Origin of the sequence: Acinetobacter sp. WCHA45 (genome assembly GCF_002165255.2) — a bacterium.
GTDB lineage: Bacteria > Pseudomonadota > Gammaproteobacteria > Pseudomonadales > Moraxellaceae > Acinetobacter.
The window spans coordinates 1,653,139-1,677,953 of record NZ_CP028561.1; the positions used below are offsets into that span (position 1 = coordinate 1,653,139).

The 24,815-nt window shown below is 38.7% G+C and carries 17 protein-coding genes and 1 pseudogene; 10 read left to right on the top strand and 8 right to left on the bottom strand.

The annotated features are described in order from the left end of the window. The first annotated feature begins 36 nt into the window (after positions 1-36). Together CDG55_RS09415 and CDG55_RS09420 are read left to right on the top strand one after the other, a co-directional pair. Entirely contained in the window at positions 37-741 is a 705-nt protein-coding gene (locus CDG55_RS09415; RefSeq protein WP_087536199.1) for a Crp/Fnr family transcriptional regulator, read from the top strand. A gap of 211 nt (positions 742-952) precedes the next feature. Next, on the top strand, positions 953-1,237 hold the full coding sequence (locus CDG55_RS09420; RefSeq protein WP_087536200.1) for a hypothetical protein: 285 nt from the start codon (positions 953-955) through the stop codon (positions 1,235-1,237). A gap of 55 nt (positions 1,238-1,292) precedes the next feature. On the opposite strand, the gene CDG55_RS09425 is transcribed toward CDG55_RS09420, so the two are convergent. Further along, the gene (locus CDG55_RS09425; protein WP_213066141.1) at positions 1,293-1,757 is read right to left on the bottom strand and encodes a hypothetical protein; all 465 of its coding nucleotides are present in this window, start codon (positions 1,755-1,757) and stop codon (positions 1,293-1,295) included. Positions 1,758-1,951: 194 nt separating this feature from the next. Here CDG55_RS09425 and CDG55_RS09430 point away from each other — a divergent pair, with 194 nt between their 5' ends. The 4 genes from CDG55_RS09430 (at position 1,952) to dapC (ending at position 7,618) form a co-directional block, all read left to right on the top strand. Continuing rightward, positions 1,952-2,341, top strand: coding sequence for a tautomerase family protein (locus tag CDG55_RS09430; RefSeq protein WP_087536202.1), 390 nt, complete (start codon positions 1,952-1,954; stop codon positions 2,339-2,341). Between the two features lie 120 nt (positions 2,342-2,461). Beyond that, positions 2,462-3,679, top strand: coding sequence for a formate-dependent phosphoribosylglycinamide formyltransferase (gene purT, locus CDG55_RS09435; RefSeq protein WP_171287552.1), 1,218 nt, complete (start codon positions 2,462-2,464; stop codon positions 3,677-3,679). Positions 3,680-3,703: 24 nt separating this feature from the next. Then, the gene (glnD, locus tag CDG55_RS09440; protein ID WP_087536204.1) at positions 3,704-6,367 is read left to right on the top strand and encodes a [protein-PII] uridylyltransferase; all 2,664 of its coding nucleotides are present in this window, start codon (positions 3,704-3,706) and stop codon (positions 6,365-6,367) included. Positions 6,368-6,448: 81 nt separating this feature from the next. Continuing rightward, on the top strand, positions 6,449-7,618 hold the full coding sequence (gene dapC / locus CDG55_RS09445) for a succinyldiaminopimelate transaminase (RefSeq protein WP_087536205.1): 1,170 nt from the start codon (positions 6,449-6,451) through the stop codon (positions 7,616-7,618). A gap of 50 nt (positions 7,619-7,668) precedes the next feature. Here dapC and CDG55_RS09450 read toward each other — a convergent pair whose 3' ends face one another. Continuing rightward, entirely contained in the window at positions 7,669-8,289 is a 621-nt protein-coding gene (locus tag CDG55_RS09450; RefSeq protein WP_087536206.1) for a LysE family translocator, read from the bottom strand. Between the two features lie 134 nt (positions 8,290-8,423). Between CDG55_RS09450 and CDG55_RS09455 the strand changes: the two genes are divergently transcribed. From CDG55_RS09455 to CDG55_RS09465, 3 genes are all read left to right on the top strand, one after another. Next, entirely contained in the window at positions 8,424-8,876 is a 453-nt protein-coding gene (locus CDG55_RS09455; protein ID WP_087536207.1) for an Lrp/AsnC family transcriptional regulator, read from the top strand. A 161-nt stretch (positions 8,877-9,037) separates the two neighbouring features. After that, a complete protein-coding gene (locus CDG55_RS09460) occupies positions 9,038-10,228 on the top strand; it encodes an efflux RND transporter periplasmic adaptor subunit (protein WP_087536208.1) in 1,191 nt (396 codons plus the stop codon). Between the two features lies 1 nt (position 10,229). Beyond that, a complete protein-coding gene (locus tag CDG55_RS09465; RefSeq protein WP_087536209.1) occupies positions 10,230-13,379 on the top strand; it encodes an efflux RND transporter permease subunit in 3,150 nt (1,049 codons plus the stop codon). A 55-nt stretch (positions 13,380-13,434) separates the two neighbouring features. Here the strand turns inward: CDG55_RS09465 and CDG55_RS09470 are convergent, their stop codons facing one another. Both CDG55_RS09470 and msrB read right to left on the bottom strand, forming a co-directional pair. Then, on the bottom strand, positions 13,435-13,923 hold the full coding sequence (locus tag CDG55_RS09470) for a glutathione peroxidase (protein WP_087536210.1): 489 nt from the start codon (positions 13,921-13,923) through the stop codon (positions 13,435-13,437). Then, entirely contained in the window at positions 13,920-14,339 is a 420-nt protein-coding gene (msrB, locus tag CDG55_RS09475; RefSeq protein WP_087536211.1) for a peptide-methionine (R)-S-oxide reductase MsrB, read from the bottom strand. The genes CDG55_RS09470 and msrB overlap by 4 nt, the downstream gene beginning before the upstream one ends. A 238-nt stretch (positions 14,340-14,577) precedes the next feature. Here msrB and CDG55_RS09480 point away from each other — a divergent pair, with 238 nt between their 5' ends. Further along, positions 14,578-16,008: a pyridoxal phosphate-dependent aminotransferase gene (locus tag CDG55_RS09480; protein ID WP_087536212.1), complete on the top strand. Its 1,431-nt coding sequence runs from the start codon at positions 14,578-14,580 to the stop codon at positions 16,006-16,008. Between the two features lie 70 nt (positions 16,009-16,078). Here CDG55_RS09480 and CDG55_RS09485 read toward each other — a convergent pair. The 4 genes and pseudogenes from CDG55_RS09485 to CDG55_RS09500 all read right to left on the bottom strand — a co-directional run. Beyond that, positions 16,079-16,261 (bottom strand): annotated as a pseudogene (locus CDG55_RS09485) (IS4 family transposase); the annotation flags it as partial. 8 nt (positions 16,262-16,269) lie between these two features. Next, entirely contained in the window at positions 16,270-17,238 is a 969-nt protein-coding gene (locus tag CDG55_RS09490) for an IS30 family transposase (RefSeq protein ID WP_265736134.1), read from the bottom strand. A 209-nt stretch (positions 17,239-17,447) separates the two neighbouring features. Then, a complete protein-coding gene (locus tag CDG55_RS09495) occupies positions 17,448-18,566 on the bottom strand; it encodes an OmpA family protein (protein ID WP_228127621.1) in 1,119 nt (372 codons plus the stop codon). Between the two features lie 68 nt (positions 18,567-18,634). Continuing rightward, positions 18,635-24,727: an SdrD B-like domain-containing protein gene (locus CDG55_RS09500; RefSeq protein WP_087536134.1), complete on the bottom strand. Its 6,093-nt coding sequence runs from the start codon at positions 24,725-24,727 to the stop codon at positions 18,635-18,637. Between the last annotated feature and the right edge of the window lie 88 nt (positions 24,728-24,815).

The window sequence follows — 24,815 nt, forward strand, 5'->3', positions numbered from 1 at the left end:
CTGACAAATGGATTTATTTTTAACAAAGGAAATGTTGTGTTAGATGCAATTTATATTAAACATTTACATCAAAATGCTTGGTTCAGTCACCTAGATTTACCATTTCAAAACTTCATCATCGAGCATGGAAAAAAATATAGCATAGAAAAAAATGCTGCCGTATTTCATGCTCAAGACCTTTTTGATGGTGTTTATGGTGTGCTTGAAGGATCGATTAGTTTGGGATACATCGATGTGAATGGGAATGAAGCGATTGCTGCAATTGCTGAACCCATCATGTGGTTTGGCGAAATTTCTCTTATTGACCAGCAACCACGCTCTCATGATGCTATTGCACTCAAGAAAAGTGTCGTTTTACAAATTCCAGCACAACCACTTAAAGCATTTCTACTGCAAAATCCCTATTACTGGTATTACTTTGCTTTGCTTAGCAGTCAAAAACTCCGTTATGTTTTTTTAGAACAAATTGCAATTCAGACTCAAAGTATCAGCCAGCGTCTTGCACAACGTTTATTATTTATTCTTGAAGGCTATGGCAATCGCTCTTGTATCCAAGATTTCAATATTCAAATTTCACAAGATCAACTTGCCAATATGCTAACAATCTCAAGACAAACTGTTAATCAAGAATTAAATCTATTTGAAAAACAAGGAATCATACAACTTGGTTTTAAAAAAATTGAGGTGATTGATATTGAAAAGTTAAAGAAAGTCGCTGCCGTCGGTTATCAAAAGCAATAAAGTGTTACGGCGATCGTATGATCTTATTTAGAAAATTAGATCATCTATTATGCAATATCCGCTTAATCTTAAACATAAATTAAAAGATAAACTCTCGCTATAAAACACTACGCTTCAATTTAAATTATTCACAAAATCATGCTGCTTTATTGTTAAAAACTCATCTAAATTAATCCTAAGCACTATCGCTTACCTGATTCAGATGACAATTATGAAAAAAGTCGCAACAATTCTAACAGCAAGCTTATTCACCGTATTAAGCGCAAGTGCATTTGCCTGCCCGAAAGGAACTCAATTACAGGGTGGCACAGGACCAAATCATAAAGGTGGCAAATGTGTAGCAACAAATGTCGTAAAAACCAAAAAAGAAACCACGAAAGCAAAAGAGACAATGAAACATGACACCATGAAAATGTCATCGGATACTAAAAAAGCAGCAACAACATCAACCACACAAATCAAGCAGGAAGCCACAAAAACAGGAAAAACGTCATAAACCCAAACTCATGATAGCTTTAACCAGCTGAAGCGAGATTCATCATCTCGCTTTTTTATTTAGGTGAGGTATTGCCTAAAGCTGGATTATCAATTGCATCTTTACACTGTGCCTTGTCTCGTTCGTAGTCAGCTTGCTTTTGCGTTGACGAACTCACATTATCTTTAACATCTCTTGCCCAAGTATCAAGACTGGTCAATGCCTTACGGCAAAGTGCATATTTGCCTTCTGTCACAGAGTCGGTCATTTTGACATTAATTCGCCAATCGGTACTGAGTTGTCGTAATGGTTTTCTGACTTTATCTTCGATCTCAGCAGATTGTTTATTGTAGACAATTGGATCAATTTCATTAATGAGCCTCCAAGCAGCTTGTGCGTAACTTGTTGCATCATTATTAAGTTTGGGTGCTGCTTTAATTTCCACTTTTTTTTCTGGCTGATTGCTTGAATGATCACATGCAGTCAATAAAAGGCTGCTAAACAACATTATTGTCGCTACATGAGTTTTTGTATTAAACATATCAAATCGCCAATGGAACATTTGCGCATTATGCTAGTCAATTCAGCAACAATACTCAATCGTTGTTACTTATTTATCGCATAGAACAATCTGCGTTCTAAAGAATTAATTTAATGCCAATATCATTTAAAGTGGTGAAATAAAAATATCATGTGAATCAAAATTTCTAATCTTAATTTTGGAATAACTTATTTATGTCTCAAATCAAAATTTATGCACTACATCAAACGATTCAACAATTTAGAATTCAATTGTCAGATGCTATTCATCAAGCACTGGTCGCAAGCCTCGATTATCCTGTAGAAAAAAAATTTCAGCGCTTTATTGCTTTAGCCCCAGAAGATTTTATATATCCAAATGATCGCAGTGAACAATATTTGATTATTGAAATTTCAATGTTTGAAGGGCGAACAACTTCGGCAAAAAAACAATTTATTCAATCCATTTTTTCTAATATTCAGCAGCAATGCGGTATTTCCCCACAAGATATTGAAATTACAATTTTTGAAACCCCAAAATCAAATTGGGGAATTCGTGGTCAAAATGCAGATGAATTACGACTTAATTATCAAGTCAATGTCTAAACAGATCAACACGATGATAAGTCATATTTTTTGTCTAACAAAACCTTGTTTTTTTGTATCAGGCAAGCTTAATTCATCAAAAAGTTCTGCTATGCTTAACCACAAATTACTCAGGATAGGATTACACGCATGAGCGTCACTCTTGGAACTCCACTTCAATCTTCTGCATTTAAGGTTTTACTGTTAGGTTCTGGGGAGCTAGGTAAAGAGGTTGTGATTTCTTTACAACGCTTAGGTGTCGAAGTTCATGCCGCAGATCGTTATGATCATGCACCAGCCATGCAAGTTGCACATTTCTCTTATACCTTGAATATGGCTGATCCAACTGAATTAAAACAACTCATTGAAAAAATTAAACCCAATTTGATTGTTCCTGAAATTGAGGCAATTGCAACTGAAGTGCTTGTAGAAATTGAACAAAGCCAAACAGCAACCGTTATTCCTTCAGCTAAAGCAGTCAATCTCACAATGAACCGCGAAGGAATTCGTCGTTTAGCTGCTGAAGAACTCGGTCTACCAACATCCGCTTATCGCTTTGCCAGTACTTTAGAAAGTTTCCGCGCGGCATGTGATGACATTGGTTATCCAAACTTTGTAAAGCCAGTGATGTCCTCATCAGGTAAAGGTCAGTCTCGCGTTAAAAGCTTTGATGAAGTTGATGCCGCTTGGGAATATGCGATGCAAGGCGGTCGTGTTAATCAAGGTACAGTGATTATCGAATCACAAATTGATTTTGATTTTGAAATCACCTTATTAACAGTTCGTGCAAAAAATCCTAAGACTGGCGAAATCGAAACCCATTTCTGTGATCCGATTGGACACCGTCAAGATGCGGGTGACTATGTCGAAAGCTGGCAACCTCAACCAATGACTGCTGCTGCCTTAAAAGAAGCTAAACGTATCGCACACAAAGCAACAACTGCATTAGGTGGCTGTGGTATCTTTGGGGTAGAACTATTTATCAAAGGCGATAAAGTTTGGTTTAGCGAAGTTTCCCCTCGCCCACATGATACGGGTCTCGTAACTTTAGCTTCTCAATTCCAAAGCGAATTTGAATTGCATGCGCGTGCTATTTTAGGTTTATCTGTTAATACAGCTCGCCATAGTACTGCTGCAAGTGCCGTGATTTATGCAGGTGTGGATGCGAACAACCTCAGCTTTGATGGCTTGAATCTTGCTTTAGCCAATCCGAATACTGACTTACGTTTATTTGGTAAACCTGAAGGTTTTAAACGTCGCCGTATGGGAGTTGCAACAGCACGCGCTGAAACAACAGACCAAGCACGTGAATTAGCGCAACAAGCTGCTGACCAAGTGAGCGTAAACACAAACTCTTAACTTAAATTGAGTAGACCCATTTTCATGATCAATACATCTCCTTTGCTGAACTATGTCACCAGTCATCATGATATTAAAGCCATTAATCAATGGCGAACAGATGTAGAAAAGCAATTACAAGAGAGTTATGAAAATGGGCAAGCTATTCGTGAAGTGATTAAGGCTCGTTCAAACTCGATTGATGAGGCCTTGGTCTTTTTATGGAATCATGCTGAATTAAATAAAACTGAATTAGGTTTATTTGCGGTCGGAGGATATGGTCGTCGCGAAATGCTGCCATATTCCGATACTGACATCATGATTTTATCTGAAGATGAAATCAGCGAAGAACAAGAAAAACTGATCTCAACTTTTATTTCATCCTTATGGGATGTTGGTAATTTTAAACCTGGAATTAGCGTTCGTACGATTCAAAACTGTGTTGAACAAGCAGCAAATGATTTAACTGTTGCTTCAACTTTAATCGAAGCACGTTTAATTTCAGGCAATGAACAACTGGCTAAATGGCCACGTCGTATTGTCGCCCAAACATGGACAGATAAAACGTTCTATGATGCCAAAATGGCGGAACAGACCAAGCGCTACGCTCAACACAATAATACTGAAAGCAATTTAGAACCAGATATCAAAAATGCACCTGGCGGTATTCGTGATATTAATCAGATTGGTTGGATTGCCAAACGTCACTTCCGTGTCAATCGTATTTATGATTTAGTTCACTTAGGCTTTATTACTGAATTTGAATTAGGCGTGCTGGAAGAAGCTGAAAGTTTCTTATGGGAGATTAGAACCCATTTGCATCGTATCGCTAAACGAGATGAGAATCGCTTATTATTTGAATATCAAAGAGATATAGCAGCAAAATTTGGTTATGTTCGTGAAGAAGGTCAACCTGTGAACTTTGCAGTTGAACAATTCATGAAGCGTTATTATCGAACAGCGCAACAAGTTTCAACGCTGAATGAGATGTTACTTGCTTACTTCAATGAATCAGTCATTACCCCTCGTCTGCCTGATTATGAACGCCAAATTATCGACATTAATGACCGCTTTAAAATTGTAGACGGTAAACTCGCTGTTCAGCATCACAAAGTATTTTCTGAAGAACCGAGTGCAATTTTAGAACTATTCTATCTGTTAGCCAATCGACCAGAAATTACAGGCATTCGTGCTCGCACCTTGCGTCTTCTTGTGCTCGCAGCAAAACGAATTGATCAACGTTTCAGGGACAATCCAGAACATCAAGCATTATTCATGTCAATTATTCGCTCACCGCACTTATATGACACGATGGTGGCGATGAAACGTTATGGCGTACTAGGGAACTACATTCCTTCGTTTGGACAGATTACAGGATTAATGCAGTACGATCTGTTCCATATCTACACGGTAGATGCACACACCTTATTATTACTCAGAAACTTAAGTCGCTTTAAAGAACCTGAATTCGCTAAAGAATTCCCTGTGGTGAGTTCAGTATTCCAACGTATTGCGCGTCACGATATTGTCTATATGGCAGCAATTTTCCATGATATTGCGAAAGGTCGTGGCGGCGATCATAGTGAATTAGGGGCATTAGATGCCATCGAGTTCTGTCGCACGCATGGTTTTACTGAACGTGAATGTAAACTTGTAGCATGGTTGATTAACAATCATCTACTCATGTCTCTTACTGCACAGAAAAAAGATATTTCTGATCCAGATGAAGTGAAAGAGTTTGCCGAAAAAGTCGGTGATATGGAACATTTAGACTATCTATACACTTTAACGGTCGCTGATATTAACGCCACGAATCCTAAACTTTGGAATACATGGCGTGCTTCCCTTATGCGCCAGTTGTATACCTATGCGCGAGATGTGATTCGTTCAGGCTTAGGTCGTCCTGTTGACTATCAAATGTTGATTGAAGACACCAAATTTGCTGCCAGTGAATTATTGGTCAATAACTTCTCTCTCGCCGAAGTCGAAAAAGTTTGGCAAGAACTCGGTGATGAATATTTCGTTAAAGAATCAGCCAATGAAATTGCATGGCATACTCAAGCGATTTTACAGCATGGCGATAACCCAGAGCCTTTGGTTTTATTACGCGCACATCGAAATGCTGCGGATGACGCCGTTCAAATCTTTATTTATACCCGTGATCAACCGAACTTATTTGCAACAACGGTTGCTGTCTTAGACCGCATGAATCTTGACGTTCAAGATGCAAGAATTATTACTGCAACCACCTCATTTAGTTTAGACACCTACTTAGTTCTTGATCGTTTTGGCACATTGCTTACCGATCCAGAGCGTGAACGCAAAGTCAAAGCTGCACTTGTAGATGCGCTCAGCCATTCAGATCAATACCCAGGTATTATGCAACGCCGTATTCCACGCCATTTACGTCATTTCGATGTGCAAAATACCGTGGATATCGTACTCAACCCAACTTTACAGCAACATATGGTTGAAATCTCAACGCTCGATCAACCGGGTCTCTTAGCTCGGATTGGCGCCTTGTTTATGCTACAAGGATTGGATATTCACTCCGCTAGAATTGCAACACTGGGTGAAAGAGCAGAAGATATTTTCTTTGTGACCAAGAAAAACGGTATATTACTCACCCATGAAGAGGTGAAAGCTTTTGCGGAAACGCTCAAAGCAGCTTTAGATGAAGCATCGAATCAAATTTGTAATCCATCTTAAAATCCCCTGAATCCCCCTTGGGTATGATGATCATGTCGTATCTTTGGGGACTTATAACGCTTATTTTGGGTAATTGTTTAAATGAACTCCAGCTTGTCTTTATTGCATCCCTATCCTTTTGAAAAGTTAAATCAACTTTTTAAAGATGTGCAACCTGCCGATTTACCGTTGATTCCACTGTCAATTGGTGAACCAAAACATCCTGCACCAGAGTTCGTTAAACAAGCAATCATTGATAATTTTGCACATTTGTCGACTTATCCTAATAGTAAAGGGCAACCTGAACTGCGCCAAAGTATTGCACAATGGCTGAGCAATCGTTTCAAACTGAACCATATTAGTGCAGAAGAACATATTTTGCCTGTTTCTGGTACACGGGAAGGTATCTTTTCTTTTGTGCAAGCCTTAATTAAACGCGAAGATGCACCGTATATCGTGATGCCAAATCCATTCTATCAAATTTATGAAGGTGCTGCATTATTGGCAGGTGCAAAGCCTTACTTTATCAACTGCACTGAAGAAAATGGCTATCTCGGCGATTTTGATGCCGTGCCTGCGGAAGTATGGGAAAAAACAGTATTATTATTCGTTTGCACACCGGGTAATCCAACAGGTACTGTACTTTCAAAAGAGCAATTCAAAAAGTTGATTGCACTTTCTGATCAATATGGTTTTGTGATTGCTTCTGATGAATGTTATTCAGAGTTATGGTTTGACCAGGCACCGATTGGGCTTTTAGAAGTTTGTGCTGAAATAGGACGTGATGATTATAAAAATTGTATCGTGTTCCATTCCCTTTCTAAACGTTCAAACCTCCCGGGTATGCGTTCTGGTTTTGTTGCGGGTGATGCAGCATTATTAAAACCTTATTTGCAATATCGTACCTATCACGGCGCTGCAATGCCTGTTCAACATCAATTGGCTTCGATTGCGGCATGGAATGATGAGACACATGTAGAAGAAAATCGTCAACAATACCGTGCTAAATTTGATTTATTCCAAACAGAATTAGGACATTTACTACCGTTACAAAAACCTGATGCAGGTTTTTATTATTGGTTAAAAGTTGATAATGATGAAACTTTTGCGAAAATGTTGATGGAAAAAGCCCATATTAAGGTGTTACCAGGTCGATATTTATCTCGTGATACCGAACAAGGTAATCCGGGCGAAGGACACGTTCGGATGGCACTCGTCGCAGATTTAGCACAGTGTGAAGAAGTGGTAAAACGACTAAAAGCAATTCTTTAATCAATAAAATATCTGAAGAATCTATGTCAAAGCATGGATTCTTCAGCAACTTATGAAAGCTGTCCAATCATCAATATGGTGGCAATCAAAATCATTAAGCTCCCCGAAATACGACTGACTATTTTTACAGCTTGAGGTCGTGTACTTAATAATTTCTTCGCTGCGATTCCAACCAATACATAAACAATCGCGCAACTAATTAGATGAATAATACCTAAAGAAAGGATCTGAGCTGTAGCTGAAAACTGCAAATTTGGGTGAATAAATGGCGGTAATAGTGCAAAAAAGAGCAATAAAACTTTTGGATTTAACCCACTAATTCCCACACCTTTAACGAACCAAGACTTTGCTGAATCAAACGCAGATATCTGCTGTTCAGTACTTGAGATGATAGCTGGTCGAATCAACAATCTTATTCCCATCCACAATAAATAACATGCCCCAACAATCGTTAAAGATGTCAATAAAATTGGATAATGACTAACTAAAGTGCCCACGCCAGCTGCAACACACAAAATCGCTAAAAAATGCCCCAGTACAAGCCCTGAAACAGCTGTAACAATAAACTTCCCCTTTATGCCAGCTAGAATCGCATAAGCCCAATCTGCGCCCGGTGTTAAAACAAATAAAATTGAAACACACCAAAAAGCAAAAATTACACTTAGATCCATATCAGACACCTACTCTTCATCATTGTTATTTTTCACCATTTGGTGAAAATAGAATTGAGAGAATAGACTTTAATGCTTAAAATGTTATTCCAAATGTTTGCTTGTTTTCAAAACTAAAAGGTAAATTATTTCAAATGGATCGTATTGATAAGAAAATTATTGCTGAACTACAGGCAAATGGGCGATTATCTATCACCGAATTGGCTGAAAGAATAGGTTTAAGTCTATCCCCTTGTCATCGCCGAGTGAAAGCTTTAGAAGAATCTGGGGTCATTAAGGGTTATCATGCCGATCTTGAAGCATCTCAAATTGGCTTTAATTTTGCGGCAATTATTTTTGTGACTTTAAAAGATGGTGATAAGCGGGCTTTGTCTAGCTTTGAAGAAAAGGTCAGTGAAATTACCAATGTGATTCAAGCACAGCGACTGTTTGGCAATCCTGATTATTTGTTGCATGTGGTGACCAAAGATCTGGCAAGTTTTCAAAAACTTTATGACGACAGTCTGTCTGCTTTACCGAATGTACAGCGCCTTACTTCCACGATTGTAATGAAAAGCGTAGTGACTAATCGCTTACTTCCTTTATAGCAATCTGAAATTATAGCGAGCGATCACTTTACAAGCCGCATCCTGTTAGATTGTGTTGAAACTCGCCCTTTATTAATTTTTTCATCTGTCAGTTTACTATTGACCATCTCTTGAAATCTTCGTCTATACTTAGGCCATCAATATTTGGCGATTATGGAAAGATGGCTTCTCAAACTCCCCAGAAAACTAAAAAAAAAATTTGGTTTATTTTAGCGATCATTGTTGTTTTTTTAATTATTGCAATCATGTTTTGGCAAACAAACAAAGCCAAAAACTCAGCAAATATGGAAAAGCGCAAAGGGGCAAATTCAGCAGAGCAAAAAGCAGCCCTGACGGTGACGGTTGTTCAACCTGAACAGCAAAATTGGAAACAAAGCTTTACTGCAAATGGAAACATTGCGGCATGGCAAGAAGTCGTCATTGGGAGCGAGCTATCAGGTCAACGGCTTACTCGCGTCAATGTCAATGTCGGTGATGAGGTTAAACGCGGTCAAGTTTTAGCTGAAATCAATAGTGAAACAATACGTGCTGACCTCGCAGCAGCTCAAGCAAGTTATGCTGAAGCGCAAGCTGTTTTAGCTGATGCGATTACCAATAACAAACGTATTCAACAGCTTAAAAATACGGGTGCAATTTCTGCTCAAGAATCCACGCAATATCAAACCTCACAAGCGACTGCACAAGCTCGTCTTGATGCAGCTAAAGCTCAAATTGAAAGTAATCAATTACGCTTAGCCCAAACTCAAGTGGTTTCACCTGATAATGGTATTATTTCAGCAAGGACAGCAACAGTTGGCTCTCTAGCACAAACAGGACAAGAATTATTCCGTTTGATTCGTGATCATCGACTCGAATGGCGTGCCGAAGTCACTTCTTCTGATTTATATAAACTTAAACAAGGGATGACTGCACGCATCATTTCTCCTGATCCAGCCCAAGCGACGGTTACAGGTAAGGTTCGAATGATAGCGCCTGTGATTGACCCACAAACTCGTTACGGTCTGGTTTATGTCGATATTCCAACGACTCAAGCTGTTCGTATGGGAATGTTTGTGAAAGGTGAATTTGATTTAGGTGAGAAACCAGCATTAACCATTCCACAAACAGCATTATTGCTGCGGGATGGTTTTTCTTATGTTTTTATTGTTGATCAAAATAATCGTGTAACACAGCAAAAAGTCACTATAGGTCGCCGTCTAGGTGATCGTGTAGAAATCATGGATTTACCAACACAAGTAAAACTGGTTGCCTCTGGCACAGGCTTCCTTGCCGATGGTGATTTAGTCACTGTCGCGAAAGATATCCCTGATACGCCATTGGCCAAACAACTTGTGACCACACAGGGGAATTAAAATGAATTTCTCTGCCTGGTCAATCCGCAATCCCATTCCAGCCATTTTATTGTTTATTATGCTGGGATTGACGGGTTTAATGTGTTTTAAATGGATGAAAATCCAGCAATTCCCCGATATTGAATTGCCAATGGTGACTGTGACCGCAGCCCTTCCAGGTGCTGCACCACCACAGCTGGAAACTGAAGTTGCCCGTAAAATTGAAAACTCGATTGCCACCCTGCAAGGTTTAAGGAATCAGTACACCAATATTCAGGATGGCGTTGTCACGGTTACAGCCGAGTTCCAACTGGAAAAACCGTTGCAAGAGGCTGTGGATGACGTTCGTAACGCGGTTTCTCAGGTGCGTTCAGACTTGCCTGCCGATTTACGTGACCCAATTGTCAGTAAAATCAACCTGTCAGGCTCGCCAATTCTCACCTACACCATTCAATCACCGAAAATGGATGAAGAGGCACTGTCATGGTTTGTGGACTATGATATTGCCCGTGCCATGTTACAAGTGAAAGGTGTCGGTGCGGTTGCCCGTGTAGGTGGTGTGACTCGTCAAGTTGAAGTTGAACTCGACCCTGAAAAATTATTGGCGCTGAATACCACCGCAACCGATATTACCCGTCAATTACGCTTGATTCAGCAAGACGCCTCAGGCGGTCAAACCAAAATTGGGGGCAGTGAACAGTCCATTCGCACCATTGCAACGGTAAAAACAGCCGAAGAAATTGGTGCAATGGATATTGCGCTCAGTGATGGTCGCCATATTCGCCTTGATCAAGTTGCATCCATTCGTGATGGAATTGCAGAACGACGCTCTGCTGCGCTATTGAATGGTAAACCTGTCATTGGTTTTGAAATTACTCGTAGCAAAGGTGCCAGTGAAGTCGATGTTGAAAAAGGTGTGGCCCAAGCATTAGAGAAACTGAAAGCCTCACATCCTGATATTAAAATTACAGAAGCTTTTAACTTTGTTAAACCAGTTGCAGATAACTATAAAGGTTCGATGTCGCTTCTTTATGAAGGGGCAATTTTAGCAATCTTGGTGGTTTGGCTGTTTTTACGTGATTGGCGTGCAACAATTATCGCTGCAACTGCCCTACCACTGTCTATATTACCCGCCCTGATTGGGATGTATTACTTTGGATTTACCCTCAATACAGTTACCTTGCTGGCAATGTCGCTGGTGGTCGGGATTCTGGTGGATGATGCAATTGTTGAGATTGAGAATATCATTCGACATCTCAGGATGGGTAAAACACCCTATGAAGCGGCAATGGAAGCAGCGGATGAAATTGGTTTAGCAGTGATTGCAACCACGTTCACGTTAATTGCAGTATTTTTACCAACAGCTTTTATGAGTGGAATTGCAGGTAAGTTCTTTGTTCAATTCGGTTGGAGTGCTGCATTGGCAATTTTTGCTTCTCTATTAGTTGCACGCCTGCTTACACCAATGATGTCTGCTTACATTTTAAAACCATGGATTGGTCAAGTTGAAAAGCAAGATGAAACTTTAGATAAGCAATCAAAACTAGATCATGGTACAACAAAACTAGCTAAAGATCGCGCCAACGATGGACGTGTCATGCGTGGCTATATGCGTTTAGTCACATGGTGTTTAAATCATCGTTGGGTCACTTTATTTGGGGCAATTGCCTTTTTCGTTGGCTCAGTGATGCTGATTCCTTTACTGCCAACAGGTTTCGTTCCACCACCTGATACAGGACAGACTCAAGTTCGTTTAGAGCTTGCACCCGGTTCGCAATTTGTTGACACCTTAAAAACAGCAGAATACGCACGCAATCTGATTAAAGATCATCCTGAAATCAAGAGTATATACACAACGATTGGTGGTGGTGCAGCAGGAACAGATCCTTTTTCAGGTGGTGCTTCAAGCGAACCAAGAAAAGCCACATTAACCATTCAGATTACTGGACGTTCTGATCGTAGTGCAAGTTTACAAGAGATTGAAAATCAAATTCGTCAACGTTTGGCTCCACTGCCGGGTGCTCGAATACAAGTTGGTCTAGCTGGAAATAATAGTCAGTACCAACTTGCTCTTTCAGGTGATGATCCTGAAGCTTTAATGTCTACAGCACGTAAGCTTGAACGAGAATTACGCACTATTCCAAATATTGGGAGTATTACTTCAAGCGCGGCTTTAATTCGTCCTGAACTGGTCATTCGTCCTGATTTTGCTAAAGCCGCAGATTTAGGTGTTACCACCTATGATATTGCTGAAACTTTGCGTATCGCCACCGCAGGTGATTTTGATCAGAATCTAGCAAAATTAAACTTATCTCAACGTCAAGTTCCCGTTGTGATTAAACTGCCTTTGGCTGCTCGCCAAGATCAGGAGTTAATGAAACGCTTGATGATCAAAGGCAGCCACGGCCCTGTGATGTTAGGGACGATTGCAGATGTCAATATTGAAAGTGGGCCATCGCAAATTGATCGTTTCAATCGTTTGCGTAATATCAATTTTAATATCGAGCTGAATAATCAACCGTTAGGTGATATTGCTGCTAAAGTTGACCAACTTCCAACCATGAAAAACCTACCACCAACAGTTAAACGTACCAATATTGGTGATGCTGAAGTCATGCAAGAGTTATTCTCAAGCTTTGGTTTGGCGATGCTGACAGGTGTATTGTGTATCTATGTTGTTCTGGTTCTTTTATTTAAAGACTTCCTACAACCGATCACTATTCTGGTCGCTCTACCTCTATCACTCGGTGGCGCATTCGTACTATTACTTTTAGCAAAAAGTAGCTTCTCGATGCCAAGTTTGATCGGTTTGATTATGTTAATGGGAATTGCAAGTAAAAACTCGATTCTATTGGTCGATTACGCAATTATCGCGAGAAAGGAAAAAGATTATTCTCGATTGAATGCGTTGTTGGATGCCTGCCATAAGCGAGCACGACCAATTATCATGACGACATTAGCAATGGGCGCAGGTATGCTACCGATTGCGTTGGGTATCGGAACAGATCCGAGTTTCCGTGCGCCAATGGCAATTTCTGTTATTGGTGGGTTAATTACCAGTACCTTTTTATCGTTATTGGTTATTCCTGTAGTCTATACCTTCATTGATGATATCAACCGTAAATTAAACAGCTTTAGAAAAACAAAGCCCACATCAATTGAACAGTCTTAAGCAATATTCCAACAAAAAAAGACGGTCAAATGACCGTCTTTTTTGTTGTTCAATACTATTTTTTTGCTAATGCATTTTCAATATCTGCTTCTAAGGCATCTGGTTTAGTCGTCGGAGCATAACGGCCTAAAACTTCGCCATTACGCCCAACAAGAAACTTGGTAAAGTTCCATTTGATATTGCGACTACCTAAGATGCCTTTCGCTTCACGCGTTAGAAATCGAAAAATAACATGTGCTTCAGGACCTTTTACATCGACCTTAGCAAACATTGGAAAACTTACACCATAATTTCTTTGACAGAATGCGCCAATTTCTTTATTCGTGCCAGGATCCTGACCACCAAATTGGTTACAAGGGAACCCTAAAACCTCTAAGCCTTGAGCTTTATATTTTTCATGCAACTTTTCAAGTCCTGCAAATTGTGGTGTAAAACCACACTTACTTGCAGTATTTACAATCAGCATGACCTTGCCTTTATAATCAGCGAGCGCTTTTGTTTCTCCCTCTAACAATTCAGCTTCAAACTGATAAATGTTACTCATGGATAGGTTTCCTCGTCATTCTTTTCTTCTGTTTTAAGTTGTAATGATGCCGAATTCACGCAATAACGCAGTCCTGTCGGCTGTGGACCATCCTCAAACACATGGCCCAAATGTGCATCGCAATCATGGCAGACAATTTCCGTTCTGACCATACCATGCGACAAATCTTCATGTTCTTCTATCGCAGTGCTGTCAAGCGGCCTAAAAAAGCTCGGCCATCCACAACCGCTATCGTATTTCGTTTCAGATGAAAAGAGTTCTGCACCACAGCAACGGCACACGTATATTCCTTGCTGCTTACTGTTCCAGTATTGCCCAGTAAAAGCAGGCTCTGTACCTTTTTGACGGGTAATCCGATATTCTTCTGGTGATAGTTCTCTTTGCCATTCCCGCTCTGTTTTATTGACTTTTCCCATAACCTACACCTTTTATTCTGATGTTAAAAATATCTAGATGATCAGGTTTTATATTTACGCCATTCATAACAAAAACTCTAGTCTCATAACGTACAATTTAGTGAAATTTAAGCATTAATTTTTAATAGCAAAAAGAAAGCAATTTTAAATTTAAAGGTAAGCAAATTTTAACAAAACTATCTTTCTCGTAAGCAAAGATAGTGTTATTCTTGTTTGGCACGGTTGTATAGGACAAAAAATGTCTCAGAAAAAAAGTGTGGTTTTTCAAAAACTCTTACCAACAATCAAACAATATCAACAATCAGGTTTTACCTATGAAAAAATTGTTGAATTACTTAGAGATCAACATGATCTAGATTTGGTAAGTGTCGAAACCTTTAAAAGTTATTTATATCGATATGCAAAAGTGAATCCAGCTATGTCTAAAAATACTGTTACATCCCACTCTGCTCAATCAAATCGTGAAATTAAGAAATCATCGAAACTTGAGCATGTTTGCTACGACATTCGTGGACCAGTATTACGCGCCGCCAATGAAATGGAGGAGCAAGGACACAAAATCATTAAGCTCAATATCGGCAACCCTGCACCTTTTGGTTTTGAAGCTCCACAAGAAATTATCAATGATGTTGCATTAAACCTACCGAATGCGATTGGTTATACAGACTCCAAAGGGATTTTCCCTGCGCGTAAAGCCATTTGCCAGTATTATCAGCAAAAAGGCGTTTTTGATATGCACGTTAATGATGTGTATGTCGGAAATGGCGTGTCTGAACTGATTGTGATGGCGATGCAAGGTTTATTGAACGATGGCGATGAAATGCTTGTTCCTATGCCTGACTATCCATTATGGACGGCAGCAGTCAATTTGTCTGGTGGTAAAGCTGTTCATTATAAATGTGATGAAGAAAACTATTGGTATCCTGATATTGCGGATATGGAAAGCAAAATCACAGCAAATACGCGTGGTATTGTCATTATCAATCCAAACAACCCAACAGGTTCTGTTTACCCACGTCATGTATTGGAGCAAATTGTTGCTTTAGCTAAAAAACATGACTTAATTTTGTTTGCAGATGAAATCTACGACAAAATCGTTTATGACGGCATTGAGCATGTTGCTGTTGCAGCTTTGGCTGGCAATCAACTTTGCATTTCATTTAATGGTTTATCAAAAGCCTATCGTATTGCTGGTTATCGTGCAGGTTGGATGGCGATCACAGGTGATAAATCACGTGCAGCGGATTATATTGAAGGTTTAGACATGCTTGCTTCAATGCGTTTGTGTGCGAATCATCAAGCACAATATGCAATTCAAACTGCTCTCGGTGGTTATCAATCTATCAATGATTTAATTCGTCCAGGCGGTCGTCTGTATGAACAACGTAATATTGCTTGGGAAATGTTAAATGAGATTCCTGGCGTAAGCTGTGTTAAGCCTGACGGAGCAATGTACTGTTTCCCAAAACTAGACCCTGAGATCTATCCGATTGAAGACGATGAGAAATTGATGTTAGATCTATTAAAAGCGGAGAAAGTTTTATTGGTTCAAGGCACAGGTTTTAATTGGCCAACACCAGACCATTTCCGTGTGGTGTTCTTACCTGCTGAAAATGAGCTACGTGAAGCAATTAATCGTTTAAGCCGTTTCTTGGCGAAAATGCGTTAAGCAGAATTAGTAATGAAAAAGGAAGCAAATCGCTTCCTTTTTTAAAATGAATCTCTGTACACGACAAATTTCATAGGGTCCTTGTCCTATCAGGCTTTTTCTTCCTTAAAATTGCGAGCACTTTCTTAAATTCTTCTTTTTTTCCAAAACCAATCAAACGTAGAATAGCCATCTGAACATAGTCCAAACCGTAGCGAAATAAACTTACTGAAAGTCGTGCATGCTTCTTTATTTTTATCGCTTTTTTTCGATCAGGCGAATTCAAACATGAGGTGCGACAGTTTCAAAAGCCTTATGATAATCAACAAGCTGAGCAAACTTTTCTAATGGTGTAAGCCAATCTAACGCTTTTCTAGGGCGAGTATTCAGTGACATGGCAACTTGATTTAAATAATGCTGATCTGCCTGATTTAAATCAATCCCTTTAGGTAAATATTGCCTAATTAAACCATTCATATTTTCGCATGTGCCTTTTTGCCATGGTGAATGTGGGTCACAGAAATATACATCTATGCCTAAATCTTCTTCAAGTATTTTATGTTCTGCCATCTCGCGTCCACGGTCATAGGTCAACGTTTTACGCAGTTCTGCAGGTAAATATTTCAGAGCTTCTGTTAAAGCCTTGCGCACTGATTCTACCTTTGCATCAGGTAATGTTGCCAAAATACAGAGCCGTGTATTTCGTTCAATAAGTGTTGCTATCGAACTTTTATTGTCTTTGCCTTTAATTAAATCGGCTTCCCAATGACCCGGTATTTTTCTTTCTTGAACTTCGGCTGGGCGCTCATGAATAGTTTTAATATCCTGTAATATAGAATCTTTTTTAGGTTCACCGTTAGCTTTTCGCTTTTTATTTTCATGACGCAGACAGGATAATAAGTCTTTTTTCAACTCACCCTTTGGTAATGCTCGTATCGTTGAGTAAATCGTTGTATGGCTTACATTCATTGTTTGATCCAAATCAGGAAATGTCTTTAAACGCTTTGCTATTTGCTGAGGAGACCATAAACAACGGAGCGCTTCAACAATAAATTTCCAGAGGATTGAATCGATTTTGAGTTTTCTGTGACCACGTCTACGTCTAGCGAAGGTGTGATCAGAAGCATATCGAGCTTGATAAACATCATTGATGCTATTTCTTTTAAGCTCACGATAGATCGTACTAGGATGTCTTTTAATAAGTTCAGCAAATTTTCTGGCTGAAAAGCCTTCTTTTCTTGATTCAAGCATTAATGCAGTACGATCTTCAAAGTTAAGATGATGGTATGACAATTTTATATACTCCATAAACCTTTTAAATTAATTAGGGGGTTTAGGTCGCACTTCAAGTTTTACTCTGCCCTCTCGGTAATTCTCAACAGACCCTAGCTAAAGCTGAACGTTAAAAAAGAGCTTTAAAGCTCTCTTTTTAACGTACTTTCACTGTTTTCAACAGAGTGTTATTTTTCTACTTGGAGATCCTGACGTTGCTTGAAAGTTGATACCTCTTTACCTTCTGGATCAACATAGACTAATTCGACTCTACGACTTAATGCATGACCAAACTTCTGATTTTCATCGTTAATTGTTTGATTTTTACCTTTTGCCTCAACAGCAACTCGATCTAAATGAATCCCTTGTTGTTGAAGATATGCAAGCACACTCTGCGCTCGTCTCATGGAAAGTTTCAAATTATACTGCTCGCTTGCACGAGCATCAGTAAAACCATACAGAGTCAAGGTGTAGGTTGGATTGTCTTTTAAGAACGTTACAACTTGATTTAACACATCAATCGATTCTTTTGACAAGTTTGATTGATCTAAAGCAAAGTGAACGACATTTGGCGCATTTGATGGAACTTTAGCTACCAGTGGTTCAGTAACAACTTTCTGTTCAGGCGACCAAATTGGCCACTTGCCTTTCACTCCATGACAACCTTTAGCATCACCATTCAATTCTTGTAAAGATGGATAATTAATTTTAGGTAATTCTAATGTTGTTGCAGACTTGCACGCCGATGCTTTAAGATTTGATTGATCAATTAAACTTTGAGCGGATAGAAACAGTTCTCTTGAGTGTCTCCATCCAAGTTCACAATGCTCTGCTGCTGCCCAAACCAACATCACTTCTGCTTGAGCAATCTCAGCCTGAGCACATGAAAAACCTTCAGTTTGCTTTAATAATTCAGCATTTGCCCAAAGGTCTCTGCGCATGACACTTGAATCAGAAAGAATAGCCGTTGTCAGCGTAAACTTTTCAATTTGTCCTTGTTCTAAAGCATCAATAATATATTTTGCTTGTTGAAGTGCTTCAGTTCTCGCAGAACTTAGACTCTTTTCACTTCCTTCGTGGGCAGCGTAACTTAACCATGTTAAGGCTTTTATCGCTTGATAATATGCAATATTTTCAGATGGTTTTAAATAAGGTATCAGACGTGTTTGTAATGCAGCAACTTGCTTATCTTTAGGATTATAAGGCTTCTGTTGATTGACATCTTGTACCAAAGAACTAGATTGCTCTCCAACAATAATTTGCTCAGATGCAGACTCAGCAAATACAGAAGTGCTTACTGCAAGCAAACTAGCAGAAACCCCTATATAAAAATAAGAACACATTTTATATAAATTATTGTGAAGATATTTCATGTTTATGGTTCTCTCGAAGCATTTATTCCAGCGTTATTACCAGCAAATAGATTCTCATCGAATTTGAATCTAAAACGAACATAAGCGCCCTGAATTGTAGTATCACTATCTACCAGATCATCATCTTTATAACCTGAGAAGTTATAGCCACCTGACAACCATAGATTTGCTGCAACGAGATACCCAACCTCACCACCCACGAGAACTCGACGCCCTGAACTCATATCAGACCATAATACACCTGTGTGTATTCCTGCATCCCATCTTTCATTGATGTCATATATAGCTCTTGCACTGAACATGTGTGTCATACCTGTAGACTCTAAACCAGAGAATGTAGCCTGCACATTTTTCACCGCATATTGACCCGACAAGGTAAAATCACGTGTTGGATGATAATTTAAATGGTTCGAGAAAATATAAACATGTTTAAGATACGGATTGTTTAAATCAGTTTTATTATCATCATAACGATATTCAACTTTAGCTAGTGCATCAAAACGATTGTGTTCTGTATCACGATAAGCCAATCCTAATTGGAAGCGATCCACTAAACGATCACCGCTACTCTCATTTTTGCTATCTGTTAGGCTAACAACATTTTTTGCCAATAATGTCACATCATCCGAATATTTATAAGCAACGCCTAAATTGTTCAATATCGTATCTGATTGATCTGTCCAACGTGCTTCAATGCGAGCAACAGCTTTCCAGTTAGGGTTCTTTAAATATTCAATACCTAAAGATGCTGCTGTGCTATCAGAATTTGAGTTATTGGCATTTGATAATGATTTAGTTTGCTCAAAACTCGTATTGGCATAAAAACCTTTTTCAAGTTCCCATCGATTACGTAAACCAATTGCTGCCTCAGCCTCTCTCGCACTAATACCATCCCGAACACGATATTCACTGAAGGCTGTTCCATTATTGTTATATTTACTATCAAGACCGAATACTGTTACATTGCGGCGTTGATTACTATTCAGATCATAAAGACCACCAATGCTTGAAACTAATTCGTGACGACCATAAGCACGGAGTTTTGAATTAATCTGGTAATTCGCACCCAAGGCAAAAATACGACGATCTGCTTCAGAAATGTCTTGTTCATATTCAGCAAAGACATTCGAACCTTGCCAAGGTAGTTGACTGATTAATTTAGAGCGAACTGTGACACCATGATATGGTGCAACTTGTGTTGTATTCAGTGTTGCTGAATTAGATGACTCATCATAATACTTTAAACCAAGTTCTACAGCCAAAATACGGTTAATTGCCCGTTCAATACTTGCTGATACACCTTGATTTACGCCACTTAACTGATCTTCTGTGCGAATCGCTTCAAGCTTAGCTAAGCCGATTTTATTTAATTGTACACGTCCCTTAATGCCACTCTCTTTACGACCAGCAGTAATAGGTGCCGCTGTATTATAAAATTCTCTATCAGCTTGGTTATGATAAACTTTCATTTCCAAGTCTTTATAAGAATAGTTTAATTCAACTCGTGCAGCATCACCCGATAACTTACCAGTTGCATCTGGTTTCACATTTCCTGACGTCGATGAATTTAAGTCATCATTAATATTCTCTGAACGAGCAAACTCAGCAATGAATTTACCTTTATCATTGGCAAATTTAACGACAGTATTCACACTTGCTAACTGATCTTGAGTTAGTGGGTTATTACTCTTCACATAAGAACCACCCACTTTAACTTTATCGGTGACTTTTACAGAACCAGACACACCACCAACCGTATATTCTTCACCACCTTGATCAGATTCAACTGTAATTCGTAAATATACTGGGTTTAAGTCAGCATCAACACTTGGAACTGGATCTTTCAAATAAATACTATTACTGAAAGTATCAATCTCATAATCAGTAAAACGAGTCAAACTTGTACGTGCAATAATTAAACCCGAATTATTACGATCACGCGTAATAACTTCTACTTTTTCACTGTTTTCACGCACGTCTTGCGCATTAACACCATTACCTAAACTATAAGGACCTGAAATGCCCATAGCACGTTGTTCATTCATAACTTGTTGTGTATTTGTCTGTGCAGCAAACGCAGTAACTTTATATTTATCAGCTTCTACTGTACTACGAACACCTGTCAATGAACGGTTATATTGACCTAAAGATAAGCCGTCATCATTTTCAGTACGTGTTACGTAGTCACCATACATTGCATATGAACGTCCTTTATCGACACGAACATACAATTTACTAGTAGATTGAGCATCAAAGCCTTTGGCAGCAGAGTCACCATAAACTGGGTAATATTCATCTGGACGAATATCACGGAATAATCTTTGGTTTTTATCTTTATCTGAATCATATGCAAGTGTAAGCAGGTATTCACCTTTTACCTTACCTTTCAAAAATAATGCAGCACGACCCGTTATATTGCGCTTACCGTCTTTTGAAGCTGAAATCTCATTTAATTCTTCTTCAAAACCATCATTTGAATTAATACCACTCAATTCTTTAGGGTCAAACTTTTTGAAATTAAAAGAACCTTCAACCAGACCAACTGCGATAATCGGTCTTAAATCAGGTAAGAAACGAATAGGTGTGCTTGAGTGGAAGATACCACTTTCAACTGATAATGTTCCTTCACCGGCTTCAATTGGCGCTTGAATTGGAACAAGTAAAGTTCCACCTTCAACGAATACTTGAATACCTGACTGTTTTGGATCTAAGTCTACTAAGTCAATCTTACCGATTGAACTATCTAATGTGATAGGTGTACGGTTTGATACAAGCGTACCATGTCGATCGACAATTTTTAAATTAACATTAAAACGATCGCGTCCGTTTGCCTGTGGAATCGTTTTACTCGACTCAAGTTGCAACTTATCTAACTGATCAGGTGCAATAACATTAATACGTTTAATGTCTCGAGTATTGCCCATCATATCTACTTCACGTACTTCTATCGTGTTGTGACCCGTACTTAAATCAACACCAATAAAATCTAAACCTGCAACCTGCATGTTCGGCAATACAGCACGTTTACCAACGCGTTTTTCAGGAACACGCGTTCCATTTACCCAAAGCTCAAGCTGAGTGCCTGCTGCACCTTTAACTTGAATGGAGGTCTGAGGATAAGGCAATACTTGCCCATCTTTAAGATTTAAAATTTCTAGTTGATTATTCACAGCTGTTTCTAAAGCTGCTTCAAGATTAATCATTTTGGCAGAATTAACAGTATCTACAGACTCTTCATTTGGCAGAGCAAGAGTTGAAGAACTTGGTAAAACGCTAGATGCTTGAACACCAGACTTTTCGGGTTCAAATTGTATTTGCTTGATTTCTTTAATTTGTTCTTTTGAAAAATCAAGATTACAATTCGCCTGAGCTCCAACGGCTGAAATACAGCCACTCGATGGCTGTCCACGAACATCCGTAACTTTAGAAAAAATTGGATCAATCGTTAAATCAGAACGTAATATTTGCTCTAAATTTGTATTCTCTTGTTCAATGCGTTTTTTACGCTCTAGCACCCGTTCAATTAAAGATTCTGAACATTGACCAACACCTTCAGCTATCGCAAAATCGGCACGATGCAATTCACCACGTTTTAAATCGACAAAACGACTATTTGGATCACCTGCTTGACGATTATTTATTAATACTAATTCAGAACCAATTGGTAAACTTGTACGATCGACTTTTAAAACATGCGTTTTTGCACTAATTCCATAGAAATCATACTTACCTTCGCTATCAGTAATAACATAACTACCATCTTCAAGATAAATACGAACACCAGGAACACCTATTTCACCAGCATCTTGGACACCATTCCGATTACAGTCGGTGAAGATTTTACCAACAATAAAACCGTCAGAAATCATCATACCAGGTGTAACTTCTACTTTCGCTGATGCTTCATTAGACTCAACACCTTTCGCATCTTTGGCACGAACACGGTTGATACCATCACCATTGAGTGCATTTGGTCCAATATAAACGCGATACTGTACTTTAACTTCTTTATTTGGAGTGAGTGTACCTAGTCCAAGTGTTAAATAAGGTCCCTTACCACCTAATGGATCTTCTACCTTTTTACCATCAACACGCATTGAGCCTTGAACATAAATAAAGCCTCGAGGAAGTGTATCTGTAATCGAAACATTTGTTGAATCTGCCGTTCCACGATTTGCAACATTCACCGTATATTCTTCGAATTCACCAATTTCAGCAGTTTTATTTGAAGCAACTTTTTTTACAAATAAAGGTGAATTCGTATTATCCACTTCAGGGTCAATTGGAATATCAATATTGAGTGCAGGGTCACCATTATTTAATGTGAACTGTCCAGCATAAGACCACTTTAAATCAACTGCTTTATCTGCTGGGAAACTTGAATATACCTTGCGATCACTAATAAAAGTATAACGTTTGTCACCCGGAATAGTGTTTGTGTCTACAATAAAACTATATGTACCTGCTTTCACCAGTGGATAGATAAATTCACCAGCACTATTAGTCACTTGTTTTGCAGGAATAGAAATCTTATCACCTGTTTGAGGATCAATTTCAAATGCTACATTATCACCAATTGGTTGACCATTTTGATCCAATAAAGTAACTGTAGCACCGGCTACAGGTAAACCCGTTTTAGCATCAAATACTGTACCATACGGATCGATTAACACACTTGTATTAATGTCGGTAATTGTTCCTGTAGATTGGCCTTGCGCATCCAAACAGTCAGTTAAACTAATATCAACTTTATCACGTTTAAGTGTCTGTAAAACTGCATCATATCGAATGCCTTTATCTGAAAGAGTTGTTGGTAATGTATAGTGGAATACACCTGTATTTGGTCCAGTTTCAATACCAATAACTTCTTCTAAATCATCTGTTTTTGTAGATTTAATTCGAATTTTCACACGATCTGGAATATAACGATCAGCATTACAACTTGCATTTTTAGCTTCTATATTCAGCGGCTTATTTACACTACCAGTTGCCAAAATATTCTTAAAATCACTTGAATTATTTGTAATATCTGCTGAGCCGCTAACTAAAGTAGATGCAACGTTTGATAACACATCTTTCTGACTATCAGTTACAGCATACGAAACTTTATAAGTATTTTTTACTGTGGTTTTTGCAATATTGCGGTTCATACTAACAACAAGATCAACTTGCTCAGATGTATTTGCAGCAATTTGTGGAAAACCGACAACAAGCTGGTTGATCTGTGCAACATCACTTGGAGCAATAGTGCTATAACTATTATTGGCAAGCTTGTATAAAATTTTTGCTTGAGTATTTTTTACTAAAGCAGATTTAAATGTTGTATTAGGTGGTAAATCATCAACCAACAAAACCATTTTTTGTGTTTGACCATCCACCATGACATCGGTTGGTCTAGCTGGCTTCTTACCTTCATTGCTAATATTGAGCGTGTAATTTAAGTCATAATTTGCACTTGCAGAAGGCTCAAAAGTTTTTTGTTGTACTTCTTTAGTTGCAACTAATTTTGCACCATAGCTAATTGCACTATCTGTAGCGATTGCAATTGCTGTTGTATCTTCAACAACTGTTGCTTTAATTGGTAAATTAAATTGCTGACCTTCTGTTAAATTTGAACTTGTGGTAGCAACAACCCACAAATTGACACTTTGGCCAATTTGTAAAGCTACATTAGTTGTTAACTGTTGATCATTCGTATCAAATTCACCATCTTTGTTGCTATCTATGTAGATTTTAATATTGTTTAATTCATTAATTGTTAATGCTTCTAGCTGAACATTAACAGGTGCATTACTATTATTCGATAAAGTATTGGCCCATATTACTCGCACACTAGGTTCGACATCGAGTACTGGCGGTGTAGTTAAAGTAATAGCGTACAAAGCTGAAACATTAACTTCGACTGTATTAGAAACTGATTGTTGTTCTTTACCATTTGCTACTGTAAAAGTTGCGTAAGCAACGTTTTTGATTTTACTACCTACATCAGGAATATTCGCGGCATGACCATACTGCGCAGACAATATAGATATTGTCAACGTTGACAACATGAAAGACATGTTTCGACTTACACGGATTTGCTTCTGTTGTAGCACAGCGCTCTACCCTTCAACTAAATAGTCTAAATGAAAAAACTTTAAAATTATTGTTGTGGACACCTGCTTTGCGCAAATGCCCACATAT

What these genes read in the sequence shown, in the direction of transcription:
- CDG55_RS09420 (WP_087536200.1), top strand. Translation starts at nt 953, where the DNA reads ATGAAAAAAGTCGCAACAATTCTAACAGCAAGCTTATTCACCGTATTA.
- CDG55_RS09425 (WP_213066141.1), bottom strand. Translation starts at nt 1,757, where the DNA reads ATGTTTAATACAAAAACTCATGTAGCGACAATAATGTTGTTTAGCAGC.
- CDG55_RS09430 (WP_087536202.1), top strand. Translation starts at nt 1,952, where the DNA reads ATGTCTCAAATCAAAATTTATGCACTACATCAAACGATTCAACAATTT.
- glnD (WP_087536204.1), top strand. Translation starts at nt 3,704, where the DNA reads ATGATCAATACATCTCCTTTGCTGAACTATGTCACCAGTCATCATGAT.
- dapC (WP_087536205.1), top strand. Translation starts at nt 6,449, where the DNA reads ATGAACTCCAGCTTGTCTTTATTGCATCCCTATCCTTTTGAAAAGTTA.
- CDG55_RS09450 (WP_087536206.1), bottom strand. Translation starts at nt 8,289, where the DNA reads ATGGATCTAAGTGTAATTTTTGCTTTTTGGTGTGTTTCAATTTTATTT.
- CDG55_RS09455 (WP_087536207.1), top strand. Translation starts at nt 8,424, where the DNA reads ATGGATCGTATTGATAAGAAAATTATTGCTGAACTACAGGCAAATGGG.
- CDG55_RS09460 (WP_087536208.1), top strand. Translation starts at nt 9,038, where the DNA reads ATGGCTTCTCAAACTCCCCAGAAAACTAAAAAAAAAATTTGGTTTATT.
- CDG55_RS09465 (WP_087536209.1), top strand. Translation starts at nt 10,230, where the DNA reads ATGAATTTCTCTGCCTGGTCAATCCGCAATCCCATTCCAGCCATTTTA.
- CDG55_RS09470 (WP_087536210.1), bottom strand. Translation starts at nt 13,923, where the DNA reads ATGAGTAACATTTATCAGTTTGAAGCTGAATTGTTAGAGGGAGAAACA.
- msrB (WP_087536211.1), bottom strand. Translation starts at nt 14,339, where the DNA reads ATGGGAAAAGTCAATAAAACAGAGCGGGAATGGCAAAGAGAACTATCA.
- CDG55_RS09480 (WP_087536212.1), top strand. Translation starts at nt 14,578, where the DNA reads ATGTCTCAGAAAAAAAGTGTGGTTTTTCAAAAACTCTTACCAACAATC.
- CDG55_RS09490 (WP_265736134.1), bottom strand. Translation starts at nt 17,238, where the DNA reads ATGCTTGAATCAAGAAAAGAAGGCTTTTCAGCCAGAAAATTTGCTGAA.